This is a genomic window from Rossellomorea marisflavi (assembly GCF_001274775.1).
Classification (GTDB): domain Bacteria; phylum Bacillota; class Bacilli; order Bacillales; family Bacillaceae_B; genus Rossellomorea; species Rossellomorea marisflavi.
Map to the genome: position 1 here is coordinate 294,032 of NZ_LGUE01000008.1, position 14,998 is coordinate 309,029.

A 14,998-nucleotide genomic window follows, 5' to 3' on the forward strand; every position below is an offset into this window, starting at 1 on the left:
GTGGATTTCCTCACTTCTTCGGTACCTCAATCATGACGGCATCTCCCTGGCCGCCTCCGCTGCAGATGGAAGCGATCCCGATGCCTCCTCCACGTCTTCTGAGTTCATATGCCAGGGTCAGGATGATCCTTGCTCCGCTGGCTCCGATCGGGTGACCAAGGGCTACCGCCCCCCCGTTGACGTTCACTTTTTCTTTATCAAGACCGGCAATCTTTGCGCTGGTCAATGCCACTGCCGCAAATGCTTCATTGATTTCAAACAGATCGATTTCTTCCAATGTCTTCCCCGTTTTCTCTAGCAGTCCGTTGATGACGAGTCCCGGAGTTTGAGGGAAATCCTTTGCCTCCACGGCTACGGCATGGGAGCCGATGATCGTGGCAAGGGGTTCCTTCCCTTCTTTCCCGGCCCGCTCTTCGCTCATCAGGACCATGGCACATGCTCCGTCGTTGACTCCCGGCGCATTCCCTGCCGTGATGGTCCCATCGTGATCGAACACCGGTGACAGCTTCGACAGCGCTTCGAGGGACGTACTCTTTCTCGGGGCCTCGTCCTGAGAGATCATCACTGGCTCTCCCCTTCTCTGCGGAACAGAAACCGGTACAATTTCTTCCGACAAGAGACCGGAAGCTTCCACGGCTCTCTGATGACTGCGCAGCGCCCACTCGTCCTGTTCTTCCCTTGAAAGATCGAATTCCTTTGCGGTTGAATTGCCGTAGGTGCCCATGTGGACCCCATTGAAGCTGCAGGTCAGACCGTCATGGACCATGAGATCCTTCACGCTCGAGTCCCCCATCTTATAGCCCCAGCGTGCTTTCGGAAGAAGATAGGGAGCGTTGGACATGGACTCCATCCCGCCTGCGACGATGACGTCCCCGTCTCCGGCACGGATGATCTGATCACCGAATGTCACGCTCCTCATTCCGGATGCGCACACTTTATTGATCGTCTCGGTCCTGACCTCCCAAGGCAGTCCGGCATGTCTCGCCGCCTGTCGGGAAGGGATCTGCCCCTGCCCTCCCTGGAGGACGCTGCCGAGGATCACTTCTTCGACGTCTGCCGGGCTGACGCCGGAGCGCTCCAATGCTTCCTTGACCGCCAATCCACCGAGTTCCGGAGCCGTAAAACTGCTCAATCCGCCTCCGAATTTACCGAACGGGGTCCTTGCCCCTTCCACTATGACTGTTCTGCCCATCTCCATCGCTCCCTCTCTTTTTTGTATACGCTTACAATATTGTTGAAATAAAAAGCCAACGACTGAACGCTCGCTCACCAACTGATCAAATGAAGAGGGACTTAAAACGTCCCTCTACCTTCATTGTACTTGAAATTAATTCCTTTTCAACTCTTTTTTACTAGATTAAGAGGCGGCTTGATCCGTGCCACTGCCACAAACGGCTTTCTCAAGCAGTTCTGCTACGTCCAAGGTCGATACCGTTTCTTCCACTTCCTTTGCCTTCGTCCCATCAGATAGCATGGTGAGGCAATACGGACAACCGGAAGAGATGACAGAAGGTGCGACAGCAAGCGCCTGCTCTGTACGCGATACGTTCACGCGGTGCCCTGCGTCTTCCTCCATCCACATGAGGCCGCCACCTGCCCCGCAGCACATGCCTTTTTCACGGTTCCGGTCCATTTCAACCAGTTTCACACCGGAAATGGCCTTGAGGATCTCTCGTGGCGGATCGTAGACTTCATTGTAACGGCCAAGGTAACAGGAATCATGGAAGGTGATCGTTTCCCTTACCTCATAAGTCGGCTTCAACCTGCCATCCCTCACCAGTTCATACAGGAGTTCTGTATGGTGATAGACTTCCGCTTCGAGTCCGAAGTCCGTGTATTCATTCTTGAAAATGTTGTATGCATGAGGATCGATGGTGACGATCTTCTTCACGTCATTCTTCTCGAACTCTGCGATATTCTGACCTGCCAGCTCCTGGAACAGGAATTCATTCCCGAGTCGGCGAGGCGTGTCACCGGAGTTCTTCTCCTTGTTACCGAGGATAGCGAATTTCACACCCGCTTCATTCATCAGCTTGGCGAAGGAAAGGGCGATCTTCTGACTGCGGTTATCGAATGAACCCATGCTTCCGACCCAGAAGAGGAATTCGAACTCTTCGCCGGCCTTCTTCAGTTCCTTGACCGTCGGGATGTGAACATCTTCGCGGGCTTCACGCCAGTTCTCCCGTTCCTTCCGGTTAAGACCCCACGGATTCCCCTGACGCTCGATGTTCTGCATCGCACGCTGGGCGTCGGCATCCATCTTTCCTTCCGTCAGTACAAGGTAGCGGCGGAGGTCGATGATCTTATCGACGTGCTCATTCATGACCGGACATTGGTCTTCACAGTTACGACAGGTCGTACATGCCCAGATCTCTTCTTCCGTGATGACATCGCCGATGAGGCTCGGGCTGTAGGCAGCTGCTGAAGCCGCTTCTTCTGCGGCAGCAGTCGCCCCTGCCATGGCCAGCTGATTCCCCTTCGTATGATTGAAGGCAAATGTCGGGACCCACGGTTTTTTCTGAGTGACGGCAGCCCCGTGGTTCGTCAGGTTGTCACGCAGCTTCACGATGAGATCCATCGGAGAAAGCATCTTCCCTGTACCGGTCGCCGGACACATATTCGTACATCGTCCACACTCCACGCACGCATAGAAATCAATCATTTGCGTTTGGGTGAACTCTTCGATCTTCCCTACACCATAGCTTTCGACCGTTTCATCTTCAAAATCGATGGCTTTCAGCTTGCCTGGAGGATCGAGACGGTTAAAGTATACATTCGCCGGTCCAGCAATCAAGTGAGCATGCTTGGACTGAGGCACATACACAAGGAATGCAAGAAGGAATAAGAGATGTATCCACCAGGCGACGTAGAAGATTGCGACAGAGGCCGTTTCACCGATTCCACCAAGCGCTCCCCCAATTATAGACGCAATGGGCTCTGTCCATGAAAGCTCTTCAGCATGCCAGATCAGGCTCATCCCGTTCCCGACAAGGACTGAAAGCATGAGTCCCCCGATGAACAGGAGCACGAGACCGGACTTGAATCCTCGCTTCAATCGCACAAGCTTCTCCACATACCGGCGATGGAAGGCCCACACGACGGCGACCAGGATCATCAGCGTGACGATCTCCTGGAAGAAGGTAAAGCCGGGATACAATGGACCAAGCGGCAGGTGACTGCCTGGTGCAAGGCCCTTCACGATGAAATCAATGGCCCCGAATTGCACGAGGATGAAGCCATAAAAGAACATCACGTGGATGATCCCGCTCTTTTTATCCTTTAGAAGCTTTTTCTGACCGAATACATTTACCAAGATCTTCTGAAAACGCTCTTTGAAGCGTTGATCGAACTCTACTTTCTTACCGAGCTTGATGAATTCTATCCTTGTTTTCACCACATAGACGAACAAACTGATTGCGTAGACAGTCACCAGGACGAATGCAATCCAGTTCACGATCAATAATCCGTTCATGGAACAAACCCTCCCCCTTCTTTGGTCCAGTTCCGCGCGAACTTTTCAAACCAAATAAATATTCTGAATAATCCTTACCTCCATTATATAATGAATGAGCATTCAGTCAATGGTTTTTCTTTATTTTTGAAAACCTTTTCATTTCTATTGCTGCTGGATTCATCCCCTCCAGGTTTCTACCGTCCTGCGAAAGGGAAAAGAAGAAAGGATGCAAAGGAAAGACATCGTACGGACATACTAATAAGAACTCGAATGAGAGAGTGATGTAGATGTGGTGGATCATAATCATTGGAATACTGATCATTGCGGCTGCCTGGGTGGCAGTCGATTTTAAACTGGGAAGACAACATTTCATCCGGACGCGCATGAAGCGTGATTATCCCGTGCGCGAGAGCGATATTCAGCTCTTTTCGAGGGGGCCGGATCTTTTTGACACGATGTTCAAAGAGATGAAGATGGCTACCTCGTCGATCCATGTGCTTTTCTACATCGTCCAGGATGATCATTTCGGTTTCCGTTTCATGGACCTGCTCATGGAAAAGGCAAGGGAGGGCCTTGAAGTCCGGCTCCTCATGGACCAACTCGGCAGCTTCAGCGTATCCAAAGCGAAGGTCCGGGAATTGGAAGACGCAGGTGTGGAGGTTGCCTTCACACAGAAAGTCAGGCTTCCCTACCTCTTCTTCTCCTCCCAACAGCGGAACCACCGGAAGATCACCGTCATCGACGGGGTCATTGCCTACATGGGTGGCTACAACGTCGGGAAAGAGTATATCGATGAAAACGACAAGCCGGAGCTTTCTCCTTGGAGGGATTATCATTTGAGGATCGAAGGTGAGGGCGTGCATGATCTGCAGACGGAGTTCACCATTGACTGGTACCGTGGTTCCCGAAAGCAGATCGAGGATGATCCGAAATACTTCCCTGAACCGGAGAAGGGTCTGATCAAGCATCGGATCTTTCCTACAGAAGGAGTCAACATCGAAGATTTCTTCCGGGAATTCCTCGATGAAGCCAAGGAAGAGATCATCATCGGGACGCCTTACTTCATTCCCACCCCTATCTTGATGGATGCCCTTTGTCGCGCCCTGGATCGTGGCGTTGATGTCTCCATCATCGTCCCGGACAATGCCGACCATATGATTGTCAAAGAGACGGCCTTCCCTTATTTCAGGAAGCTTCTTCCGAAAGGCGCAAAGGTCTATCAGTTCTTGAATGGCTTTTATCATGCGAAGCTCCTTGTCATCGATGATCACTTCTGCGATATCGGGACAGCCAACTTTGATCAGCGGAGCTTTTTCATCAATTTGGAACTGAACAATCTGATCTACGACAAGGCCTTTATCGGGACGCTGAAAAAAGAGATCGCGAAGGATATGATGGAATCAGACCTTCTCTCTTCTGAAGACTTATCGAACGTATCCGTCATGACCAAGATCAAGGAAAAGATCGGCGGAGCCATATCAATCTTACTCTAGGAGGGATCGCCTGATGAAGATACGCTTCGGATTCGTGGCCAACTCCCTCAGTCTGTGGGATGCAAGTCCAGCCAAAACGATGACATTCAAACGCTATACGGAGCTCCCGGCTTCCGAACGAATGGATAAATTGAAAGAAGTGACCGCACTCAACCTGTACCATACGAAGCGGATCCTCTACTTCTGTGCAGCCCATGAAATCGAAGTATACCGGCTCTCGAGCTCCCTCGTGCCCCTCGCCACCCATCCAGAGGTGGAGTGGGACTTCCATTCCCCGTTCAAAAAAGAATGGGAAGAACTTGGAGAACTGATCCGGAAATTCGGGATCCGTGCAAGCTTTCATCCGAACCAATATACCCTCTTCACCAGCCCCCGGGACCATGTAACGGAAAACGCTGTGAAGGATATGATGTATCACTACCGGATGCTCGACCTCATGGGCATAGAAGATCAAGGTGTCATCAACATCCATATCGGAGGGACCTACGGGGATAAAGAAAAGACATTGGAACGGTTTCATGAAAACCTTAAAACGCTTCCGGATGAAGCCCGGAAGGTCATGACCCTCGAGAATGACGATAAGACCTATGATGCAGGGGAAACGCTGGCTGCGTGCCAACAATCGAACACTCCCATGGTCCTCGATATCCATCACCACGAGGCGAACCGGTGTCAACAGCCGCTCGAGGATCTTTTACCGGATATCTTCAACACCTGGCATCACCGAGACCTTGTACCGAAAATCCACGTCTCTTCTCCAAAATCGGAGAAGGCGTTCCGCTCCCATGCCGACCTCGTCGACTCGACCTTTGTCGAAGGCTTCATGAAACAGGTGAAAGAGCTTGATCAGGACATCGACATCATGGTGGAAGCAAAGCATAAAGATCTGGCCATGCTGAAGCTTGTGGAAGACCTTTCCTCCATCCGGGGTGTCAAACGCCTAACAGGAGCCTCCCTTACCTGGTGAGTTTGATATACTAGGAAGAAAAAGGATGATTCCCATGAACAAAGTATGCCTGTCCTGGAGCGGGGGACGTGATAGCATGATGATGCTGGACAAAATCGGAACCGCTCATGGTTTACTGACTACTTTCCAAAAGGCCTCTTCCACGATGATGATGCACGAGGTCCCCCTGGATCTTGTAAAGATCCAGGCTGAAGCCCTGGGCATCCCCCTCTACCCTGTTTCATTTGAAGACACGCCGACCAATAAACAATACGAAGAGACCATGGGCACAGCCGTCCATGGGCTTTTGCATGAGGGCTTCACCGAGATGGCATTCGGTGACCTCTTCTTAGAAGAGATCCGGAACTATAGAGAAAAGCAACTGGAGTCGTCAGGACTGAAGCCCGTTTTCCCTCTTTGGGGGGAGGACACAAAAAGCTTATCAGAGCGCTTCATCCAACGCGGCTACCGGGCCATCATCGTCTGCGTGGACGGAGAACAGCTTGATTCTTCCTTTTTGGGCAGGGAGTATGATGAAACTTTCCTCCAAGACCTGCCTGAACACGTAGATCCCTGCGGAGAGAACGGGGAATTTCACTCTTTTGTCTTCGACGGTCCCCGATTTGCATTCCCAGTGCGTTTTTCAGTTGTGGGGTCATTTCGTAAATGGGATCGGTTTGAATATGTGCAGTTGAAAAAAGATACGCAAAGCACCTCCTCTTTCTGACCATGTGTCGAGCGGTCTGTGGTTCACCGCAGACTGCCCCTCACACTATTTAGGGTCGTGCTCCAACTGTTTTGATAGATAGGGCATATAACGCGTCACCTTCTGACCATTCCGCTCTAATGACATACAAAAAGTCTCCCTTTTCATCCGGTAGGGTAATGGTGTTGCCTGCAATTTGTTTAAGGACCTCATCATCATCTTCCCACACCCCAACCTTCAACACATCCGGTTCCTTACTAAAATCAATTGATACAGTTGTCCCTTCCTCCACCTCATTTGTCACATCGACAAGGTCAGGAGGAGTAAGAGATTCAGACGCAACCGACCTTTTATTTTCCGTCCAAGTAAACGTACCCAAGGTATACGACAAGTCCTGTCCCCCCGCAGAAATAGTCAAATCAGGCGGCTTCAAATCCTCCCGATCCGTAACCCCACACCCCGTCAGAAAACACAAGACAGCAAACACACATAAATACTTCCTCACCCTCATCCCCCCGTCTCTTATTGAATTATCATAACAGGAAAATATTACATAACAAAGAAAACCTACTCCCGAGAAAAGGAGACGGCCCCAGCTGAATGAAACGGTCCTGATGCCACCATAATTCTCATCTAAAGCAGATGTAAGATTTAGCCTTCACAACCTCATCCATCACCACAAAGTGCAATACAGCGGAGACCGGCCGACTCCTTCGGGAATAGGGTGAAGGTCGAGACCCCGGAAGCGCAACTGAGGAGGCTCGACTCACTCCCCGAGGAAAGCAGGCGGCCGCAGCGGAATGAAACGGACTTTGATTCCACCAAGATCCTCATCTAAAGCAGAAAGACATCATGCCTACCTCCTCCATCACCACAAAGTGCAATGCAGCGGAGACCGGCCGANGCAGCTGAGGAGACTCGATCCCCGAGGAAAGCGGACGGCCGCAGCGAAATGGAACGGACCTTGACTCCACCAAGATCCTCATCTAAAGCAGAAAGACATCATGCCTACCTCCTCCATCACCACAAAGTGCAATGCAGCGGAGACCGGCCGACTCCTTCGGGAATAGAGTGAAGTTCGATACCCCGGACGCGCAGCTGAGGAGGCTCGACTCACTCCCCGAGGAAAGCGGACGGCCGCAGCGAAATGGAACGGACCTTGACTCCACCAAGATCCTCATCTAAAGCAGAAAGACATCATGCCTACCTCCTCCATCACCACAAAGTGCAATGCAGCGGAGACCGGCCGACTCCTTCGGGAATAGAGTGAAGTTCGATACCCCGGACGCGCAGCTGAGGAGGCTCGACTCACTCCCCGAGGAAAGCGGACGGCCGCAGCGAAATGGAACGGACCTTGACTCCACCAAGATCCTCATCTAAAGCAGAAAGACATCATGCCTACCTCCTCCATCACCACAAAGTGCAATGCAGCGGAGACCGGCCGACTCCTTCGGGAATAGAGTGAAGTTCGATACCCCGGACGCGCAGCTGAGGAGGCTCGACTCACTCCCCAAGGAAAGCAGGCGGCCGCAGCGAAATGGAACGGTCTTTGATTCCACCGAGGATCCTCATCCGAAGCAGAAAGTAGCCTTCACAACCCCCTCCATCACCACAGAGTGCAATGCAGCGGAGACCGGCCGACTCCTTCGGGAATAGAGGCAAGCTTGAGACCCTGCAGGCGCAGCTGAAGTGGCTCAACTGACTCCCCGAGGAAAGCGGACGGTCGCAGCGGAATGGAACGGCCCCTGTTCCCACATACCCATTTATACAAATTTGGCTCCCACGTCTATCCATGTCCACAACACAAAAAAGAGCACGCCCCAAAAGAAGCGTACTCGCTAAACAAAAACCTTACATTTTCTCCGGTGCAGAAACCCCAATCAATGCCAACGCATTCTGAAGCGTAATCCGCACAGTCTTCACAAGCGCCAGACGGGCCGTAGTCAACTCACGGTTCTCTCCATCAAGAACTTTATTCGCATTATAGAAGCTATGGAAAGCAGAAGCCAGATCATTGATGTAATTGGCCATGCGGTGAGGCGTGCGTTTCTCCGCTGCATCTGCGATCGCCTGCGGGAATTCACCAAGCTTCTTCAATAGATCGATCTCTTTCTCCGTTCCGATCAAGCTCAAGTCGACCTTGTCTTCAGAAGCAAGTCCCTGCTCCTCTGCCTGACGAAGGATACTGCAGATCCGTGCATGAGCATACTGCGCATAATAAACCGGGTTCTCATTCGACTGGGAAACGGCAAGATCCAGATCGAAGTCCATATGCGTATCCGCACTTCTCATCGCAAAGAAATAACGAACGGCATCAAGGCCGACTTCCTCTACCAGTTCACGAAGCGTCACGGCTTTACCTGTACGCTTGCTCATCTTCATCTTCTCGCCGTCCTTGTACAGATGGACAAGTTGGATGATTTCCACTTCAAGCTTGTCTCGGTCGAAACCAAGCGCCTCGACAGCTGCCTTCATACGAGGGATGTAGCCGTGGTGATCTGCTCCCCAGATGTTGATAAGGACATCGTGTCCGCGGTCGAACTTGTCTTTGTGATAGGAAATGTCAGGAGTCAAGTACGTGTACGTACCGTCATTTTTGATCAATACGCGGTCCTTATCGTCACCGAGTTCAGACGATTGGAACCAGGTCGCACCGTCTTTTTCGTAGACGTGGCCGTTGTCTTTGAGCGTTTGAAGTGCAGCATCGATCTTCCCGTTATTGTAAAGGGATGTTTCAGAGTACCAGACGTTGAATGGTACGCGGAACATTTCAAGGTCCTTTTGTAGCTTCGCCATTTCGGTCTTCAAACCGTATTCACGGAAGAACGCATAGCGGTCCTCTTCACTTGCTTCTGCGTATGTGCGGCCGTGCTCGGCAGCGATATCCTTCCCGATCTGGATGATATCGGCACCGTGGTATCCGTCTTCTGGCATGGCTTTATCTTCGCCGAGTGCCTGGAAGTAACGGGCTTCTACAGATACAGCAAGGTTGTGGATCTGGTTTCCGGCATCATTGATGTAATACTCACGTGTTACCTCATAGCCTGCCTTCTCGAGGACGTTGCACAGGGAATCACCGACAGCGGCTCCACGGGCATGACCAAGGTGAAGGTCACCGGTAGGATTGGCCGATACGAATTCCACGTTCACACGCTCTCCGTTTCCGGCATTGGATTGTCCATAGTCATGGCCTTCATCAAGGATGACAGGAATCAAGTCGTTGAGGTAGGCGTTGTCCATGAAAAAGTTGAGGAAGCCCGGTCCTGCGATGTCCAGCTTCTTGATGGACGCTTTGGATTGATCAAAGTGATTGATCAGCTCTTCTGCAATCATGCGCGGAGCTTTTTTTGCCACGCGCGCGAGCTGCATCGCCATATTTGTGGAATAATCCCCGTGGGTTTTATCCTTCGGAGTCTCCAGGATCACATCAGGGATCTGGTCTTCAGTGGCAAGTCCCGCTTTAATGACAGCGTCCTTGATTTCAGCTTTCAGTTTTTCTTGCACGTTTTCAACAATATTCATGGGTCTACGCTTCCTCCTTGTAATGAATGGACATGATATACTCTCCAACCGGATTGCCTTGCATCTTCAGTTGATAGGTGAGATTGAAATCCCCTTCAAGGGATGTATCCATCTGGGTATGGGATAGGGAATGGGTCTTGGTGGTCAATAACAGTGTCCCCAACTGACTTTCATACGAGCCATTCTGTTCTTCCTCTTCGTTGAAGGCCATCCTCATCTTGACGGCTCCGCTGCGGAGGATCAGGGCCTGACGGTCGGTCAGCTTGACGATCGTATTGGTGGTACCCTCTTCTTGTACCTCATCGTATTTCAGGAAAACGGCTCCTGCTTTCTCATAATATCGGCCGAACGAGACCAATTCATATGAATCGCTCTCTTCCCCGATGGTGATCTTTGTTTTCAAGTGAATTTTGACAGGGGTGGAATCGGTCGGTGAAGCTGTCAAACCACTCACATCCTTTTTAGTATGCTGTATTGCTGCTATGGGTAATGGATCAGATCGGTGACCTGAACCACTGAGTCGTCTCTTCATTGGACATGGCTGCCTGTAGGAGCCTGTCCTCTAACTTATTAATTATAAGAACTATCCTGATAAAATGCAATGGAAGGGACGGGATTTCAGGGAGGATATAAGGAAAAAGCCCCTTGGACCGGAGGCTCAAGGGGCTTAGGAAAATGATTGATTACATCCAGCCGAGAAGCATTTCACGGATCAGCTTGCTCGCGGTGTTGGCCGTTTGTTCGGATGGATCATAGATCGGCGCAACCTCCACAAGATCTGCACCGACGACGTTCACTTCAGAACGGGCGATTTCGTGAATGGACGCAAGAAGTTCTTTGGACGTGATGCCTCCAGCATCCACTGTACCCGTGCCGGGAGCATGGGCCGGGTCAAGGACATCGATGTCGATGGTGACATAGACCGGGCGTCCTGCTAGCGTCGGCAGGATTTCCTTAAGGGGCTCCAGGACTTCGAATTTCGAGATATGCATCCCATTTTCCTTCGCCCATTGGAATTCTTCCCTCATGCCGGAACGTATCCCGAAGGAGTACACATTTTCCGGTCCGATGTGCTCAGCGATCTTACGGATCGGCGTCGAGTGGGAAAGGGGCTCTCCTTCATACTCTTCACGCAGATCGGTATGTGCATCCATGTGGATGATGGCAAGATCCGGATGTTTTTTCGCTACGGCTTTCATGACGGGCCACGACACAAGATGTTCTCCACCCATGCCGAATGGTGTCTTCCCATCTGCCAGCAGACCGTCGATGTAGTCTTCGATCATATCAAGACTGCGCTGGGCGTTCCCGAATGGAAGGGGGATATCCCCTGCGTCGTAGTATTTTACTTCTTCAAGCTCACGATCCAGGTAGGCGCTGTATTCTTCAAGCCCGATGGACACCTCGCGGATACGGGTCGGGCCAAAGCGTGAACCCGGGCGGTAGCTGACGGTCCAATCCATCGGCATGCCGTACAGGACGACTGAACTTTCTTCATATGATGGATGACTCTTAATAAATACATTGCCTGAATAGGCTTCATCAAAGCGCATGGTATACTTCCTCTCTTCAAGAAGGACGGACCCTGATTCGAAGGTCCGTCCTTTTCATTTGTTTTATTCTGTCAGGTCTTTCACGAATTTAGGCAGGATGAACGCTGCGTTGTGAAGCTCTTTCGTGTAGTACTTCGTTTCGATTTCGTGGAAACGCTCTGCCGGCACATCAGTCGGATCGTATTTTTTGGAACCGATCGTGAAGGCCCACATGCCGCTTGGATAGGTCGGGATGTTCGCTGTGTAAAGACGTGTGATCGGGAAGATCTCTTTCACGTCTTTTTGTACTTGGCGGATCAGGTCTGCTTTGAACCATGGGTTATCACACTGAGCGACGAAGATCCCGTCTTCTTTCAGCGCTTTGGAGATCCCAGCGTAGAAGCCTTTTGTGAAGAGGTTCACGGCAGGTCCTACAGGTTCGGTTGAATCGACCATGATGACGTCGTATTCATTTTCACTTTTGGCGATATGCATGAATCCGTCACCGACTTGAACATCGACACGTTCGTTTTCAAGTTCTCCTGCAATCTCAGGAAGATACTTCTTGGAATACTCGATGACTTTCCCATCGATATCAACCAATACCGCCTTCTTCACGCTTGGGTGCTTCAATACTTCACGGATGACACCGCCATCGCCTCCACCGACGACCAGGACGTTCTCGGGATTGGGATGGGTGAAAAGGGGTACGTGTGCGACCATTTCGTGATAAACGAATTCGTCTTTCTGACTTGTCATGACCATTCCGTCAAGGAAAAGCATGTTCCCCCATTCTTCCGTTTCGGCCATTTCAAGGTATTGGAAATCCGTTTGCTCCGTATGTAAAGTCTTCTTGATCTTCATCGTGATCCCGAAGTTATCCGTTTGTTTCTCTGTATACCAAAGTCCGCTCATTTGTTCTACTTCCTTTCCATGTATGGTATGGCTGCAGTAAAGGTGTACTGCAGCAGGCTCTATTGTTCAGTCCCTCGACCGGTTGTCTTCATTGTCCAACATTATCCTTCCCTTTCAGGATAAATACAAACATGAGAAAAAGTATAGTGGAAACTCGCAAAAATTCAAGTGAAATTTTCAGGAACATTCCACACTCCCCAATAAGGAAGTGAATATTCGGCTGATCATGTTTAAAACCCCTCAAATTATCTCATACTACTAAATAAGAAAGGCAGGTCTGATAGATTCTGCTTACGAACGACAGAAAGAGGGGGAAGGAATGGAGACGATGGTCAAACAATTGGGTAAGTCGAAAAAATATATCAGGCTGGCAGCCGCAGCGTGCCTTGCCATAGTGGTACTCCTCCTATTGATGCTCCTTGCCGTGCTCATTTACGCCAAAGTAAAAGGTCCGCCCCCACTCGCAGTCCCACAGGCCAGTCTCCTTTACGGGGAAGACGGGTCTGTGATCGGAGAAACGAATACAGGAGAAAAGCGATACTGGGTCGACCTTGATGACATCTCTCCCTATCTGATCGAAGCGACGATCTCTGTCGAGGATAAACGGTTCTATGAGCACTATGGGTTCGATTTCAAACGGATGGGAGGCGCAGCACTTGCCGACTTGAAGGCGATGAGCAAGGTGCAGGGGGCAAGCACCATCTCCCAGCAGTACGCCCGGAACCTCTTCCTCTCCCATGACAAAACATGGAAGCGAAAAATCTCCGAAGCGCTGTACACCGTGCGCATCGAGATGAATTACTCCAAGAAAGAAATCCTGGAAGGCTATGTGAATACGATCTATTACGGCCACGGGGCTTATGGAATCCAAGCAGCGAGCCAGTTCTACTTCGGAAAAGACGCGAAGGATCTCACCCTTGAAGAAGCGGCGGTTCTTGCCGGGGTTCCGAAGGCCCCAGTCTACTACTCACCGATCAGCCATCCAGACAACGCTGGGAAAAGACAGGCTCTCATCCTGGATTCCATGGCGGAAGATGGGCGCATCACGAAAGAAGAGGCCGACTCTGCCAAAAACCATAAGCTCGCCATTACGGGTACCCATCCGAATCAGACGGCGAATGTCGCACCCTATTTCCAGGATGTCGTCAAAAGCGTACTTCATTCAGAACTCGGGATCGATGAGCGTACCATCGAAATGGGTGGGCTGAAAGTCTATACGACCTTGAACCCCGATCACCAGAAAATTGCCGAGAAAGTCGTGGCTGAACAGATTCCGCAGGATTCCGATCTTCAGCTTGCATTCGTCTCGATGGATCCTTCTTCCGGGTACGTATCGGCCATGGTCGGGGGCAGAAATTATGAACAAAGCCCTTTCAACCGTGCCGTCCAGGCCATCAGACAGCCCGGATCCACGATCAAGCCGCTCCTTTACTATGCAGCACTGAAAGAAGGCTATACGCCGTCGACAAGGATGAAGAGCGAGCCCACCTCCTTCACCTTCAATGACGGGGAGTCGACGTATGAACCCCATAATTATAATAATCAGTACCCAAACGGGGACATTACGCTGGCACAGGCCATCGCCCTTTCCGATAATATCTATGCAGTCAAGACCCACCTGTTCATCGGCCAGGACACGTTGCCGAAAACGGCCAAAGAACAGTTCGGTATCACGACGGATATCAAAAAGTATCCGTCCTCTGCTCTCGGAACATCCGGCACCAGGGTCATCGATATGGTGAACGCCTATAATATGTTTGCCAACGGTGGATACAAAGTGAAGCCCGTCTTCATCACCAAGGTGGTGGACTACTCAGGGAAAACCATCTACGAGCATGCGCCCAAAAAGGAACCTGCCCTTGACCATGACCTTGCTTTCGTCATGACCCATATGCTGACAGGGATCTTTGATCCGAAGCTGAACGGCTATGCCAATGTAACCGGCACCCAGATCATCGGGGACGCCACCCGTCCCTATGCCGGGAAATCAGGCACGACGGACACGGATAACTGGATGATCGGGTTCACCCCTCAACTCACGGCAGGGGTATGGACGGGATTCGATAAAGGCGAGGAAGTCAACCTCGCCAACGATAAGTATTATGCGAAGAAGATCTGGGTGAACTTCATGGAACAGGCCCTGAAGGATGAACCGATCAAAAGCTTCAAACCGACGAAGAATGTGATCGGAGTGGCAGTGGATCCACAGAGCGGCAAACTTGCCACCAAGGACTGTCCCGTCCAGCGCTTCACTTATTTTGTGAAAGGGACAGAACCGACCGACTACTGCCAGACCCATCTCCGTGACGGGGATCATGGCAGGGACCACCACTCACCATCCAAAAAGCGGAAGCCATGGCTGGATCGGTTCAGGGACTGGATCTTCTAGACACAAAAAAGAAAGACCCGGATCTGTGCGTGATCCGGGTC

13 protein-coding genes and 1 pseudogene are annotated in these 14,998 nt (G+C 51.1%); 7 read left to right on the top strand and 7 right to left on the bottom strand.

Features of this window, described 5'->3' with window-relative positions:
- Positions 1–10 precede the first annotated feature (10 nt).
- A complete protein-coding gene (locus AF331_RS19535; RefSeq protein ID WP_053429923.1) occupies positions 11–1,192 on the bottom strand; it encodes an acetyl-CoA C-acetyltransferase in 1,182 nt (393 codons plus the stop codon).
- Positions 1,193–1,357: 165 nt separating this feature from the next.
- The gene (locus tag AF331_RS19540; protein WP_053429673.1) at positions 1,358–3,472 is read right to left on the bottom strand and encodes a (Fe-S)-binding protein; all 2,115 of its coding nucleotides are present in this window, start codon (positions 3,470–3,472) and stop codon (positions 1,358–1,360) included.
- Between the two features lie 269 nt (positions 3,473–3,741).
- On the opposite strand from AF331_RS19540, the gene cls reads away from it, so the two are divergent.
- From cls to AF331_RS19555, 3 genes and pseudogenes are all read left to right on the top strand, one after another.
- Positions 3,742–4,947, top strand: a complete 1,206-nt coding sequence (gene cls / locus AF331_RS19545; protein ID WP_053429674.1) for a cardiolipin synthase — start codon at positions 3,742–3,744, stop codon at positions 4,945–4,947.
- Between the two features lie 13 nt (positions 4,948–4,960).
- Positions 4,961–5,914 carry a UV DNA damage repair endonuclease UvsE gene (gene uvsE / locus AF331_RS19550; RefSeq protein ID WP_053429675.1) on the top strand — a complete coding sequence of 318 codons (954 nt, stop codon included), beginning with the start codon at positions 4,961–4,963 and terminating at the stop codon, positions 5,912–5,914.
- An 82-nt stretch (positions 5,915–5,996) separates the two neighbouring features.
- Positions 5,997–6,506, top strand: a pseudogene (locus tag AF331_RS19555) (Dph6-related ATP pyrophosphatase); the annotation flags it as partial.
- Positions 6,507–6,669: 163 nt separating this feature from the next.
- Here the strand turns inward: AF331_RS19555 and AF331_RS19560 are convergent.
- Positions 6,670–7,104: a hypothetical protein gene (locus tag AF331_RS19560; RefSeq protein ID WP_152915718.1), complete on the bottom strand. Its 435-nt coding sequence runs from the start codon at positions 7,102–7,104 to the stop codon at positions 6,670–6,672.
- A 530-nt stretch (positions 7,105–7,634) separates the two neighbouring features.
- Between AF331_RS19560 and AF331_RS22615 the strand changes: the two genes are divergently transcribed.
- Genes AF331_RS22615 through AF331_RS22625 form a run of 3 tightly spaced genes read left to right on the top strand, consistent with a single transcriptional unit; the run spans position 7,635 to position 8,255 of the window.
- Positions 7,635–7,784 carry a hypothetical protein gene (locus AF331_RS22615; protein WP_160316593.1) on the top strand — a complete coding sequence of 50 codons (150 nt, stop codon included), beginning with the start codon at positions 7,635–7,637 and terminating at the stop codon, positions 7,782–7,784.
- 45 nt (positions 7,785–7,829) lie between these two features.
- Positions 7,830–7,979 carry a hypothetical protein gene (locus AF331_RS22620; RefSeq protein WP_160316593.1) on the top strand — a complete coding sequence of 50 codons (150 nt, stop codon included), beginning with the start codon at positions 7,830–7,832 and terminating at the stop codon, positions 7,977–7,979.
- A gap of 45 nt (positions 7,980–8,024) precedes the next feature.
- Positions 8,025–8,255 (top strand): hypothetical protein, encoded by a 231-nt coding sequence (locus AF331_RS22625; protein WP_160316594.1) that lies wholly within the window; start codon positions 8,025–8,027, stop codon positions 8,253–8,255.
- Between the two features lie 195 nt (positions 8,256–8,450).
- Here the strand turns inward: AF331_RS22625 and argS are convergent, their stop codons facing one another.
- From argS to speE, 4 genes are all read right to left on the bottom strand, one after another.
- On the bottom strand, positions 8,451–10,121 hold the full coding sequence (argS, locus tag AF331_RS19565) for an arginine--tRNA ligase (RefSeq protein WP_053429678.1): 1,671 nt from the start codon (positions 10,119–10,121) through the stop codon (positions 8,451–8,453).
- Between the two features lie 4 nt (positions 10,122–10,125).
- Complete coding sequence (locus tag AF331_RS19570) at positions 10,126–10,575, bottom strand: YwiB family protein (protein WP_053429679.1); 450 nt, start codon at positions 10,573–10,575, stop codon at positions 10,126–10,128.
- Positions 10,576–10,804: 229 nt separating this feature from the next.
- Entirely contained in the window at positions 10,805–11,674 is an 870-nt protein-coding gene (gene speB, locus AF331_RS19575) for an agmatinase (RefSeq protein ID WP_053429680.1), read from the bottom strand.
- A gap of 63 nt (positions 11,675–11,737) precedes the next feature.
- Complete coding sequence (speE, locus tag AF331_RS19580; RefSeq protein WP_053429681.1) at positions 11,738–12,568, bottom strand: spermidine synthase; 831 nt, start codon at positions 12,566–12,568, stop codon at positions 11,738–11,740.
- 319 nt (positions 12,569–12,887) lie between these two features.
- On the opposite strand from speE, the gene AF331_RS19585 reads away from it, so the two are divergent.
- A complete protein-coding gene (locus AF331_RS19585) occupies positions 12,888–14,957 on the top strand; it encodes a transglycosylase domain-containing protein (RefSeq protein WP_053429682.1) in 2,070 nt (689 codons plus the stop codon).
- Positions 14,958–14,998: the final 41 nt, after the last annotated feature.

Bases quoted from the DNA above. Each gene is read 5' to 3' on its own strand.
- AF331_RS19535 (WP_053429923.1), bottom strand. From the start codon at position 1,192: ATGGGCAGAACAGTCATAGTGGAAGGGGCAAGGACCCCGTTCGGTAAA.
- AF331_RS19540 (WP_053429673.1), bottom strand. From the start codon at position 3,472: ATGAACGGATTATTGATCGTGAACTGGATTGCATTCGTCCTGGTGACT.
- cls (WP_053429674.1), top strand. From the start codon at position 3,742: ATGTGGTGGATCATAATCATTGGAATACTGATCATTGCGGCTGCCTGG.
- uvsE (WP_053429675.1), top strand. From the start codon at position 4,961: ATGAAGATACGCTTCGGATTCGTGGCCAACTCCCTCAGTCTGTGGGAT.
- AF331_RS22615 (WP_160316593.1), top strand. From the start codon at position 7,635: ATGCAGCGGAGACCGGCCGACTCCTTCGGGAATAGAGTGAAGTTCGAT.
- AF331_RS22620 (WP_160316593.1), top strand. From the start codon at position 7,830: ATGCAGCGGAGACCGGCCGACTCCTTCGGGAATAGAGTGAAGTTCGAT.
- AF331_RS22625 (WP_160316594.1), top strand. From the start codon at position 8,025: ATGCAGCGGAGACCGGCCGACTCCTTCGGGAATAGAGTGAAGTTCGAT.
- argS (WP_053429678.1), bottom strand. From the start codon at position 10,121: ATGAATATTGTTGAAAACGTGCAAGAAAAACTGAAAGCTGAAATCAAG.
- speB (WP_053429680.1), bottom strand. From the start codon at position 11,674: ATGCGCTTTGATGAAGCCTATTCAGGCAATGTATTTATTAAGAGTCAT.
- speE (WP_053429681.1), bottom strand. From the start codon at position 12,568: ATGAGCGGACTTTGGTATACAGAGAAACAAACGGATAACTTCGGGATC.
- AF331_RS19585 (WP_053429682.1), top strand. From the start codon at position 12,888: ATGGAGACGATGGTCAAACAATTGGGTAAGTCGAAAAAATATATCAGG.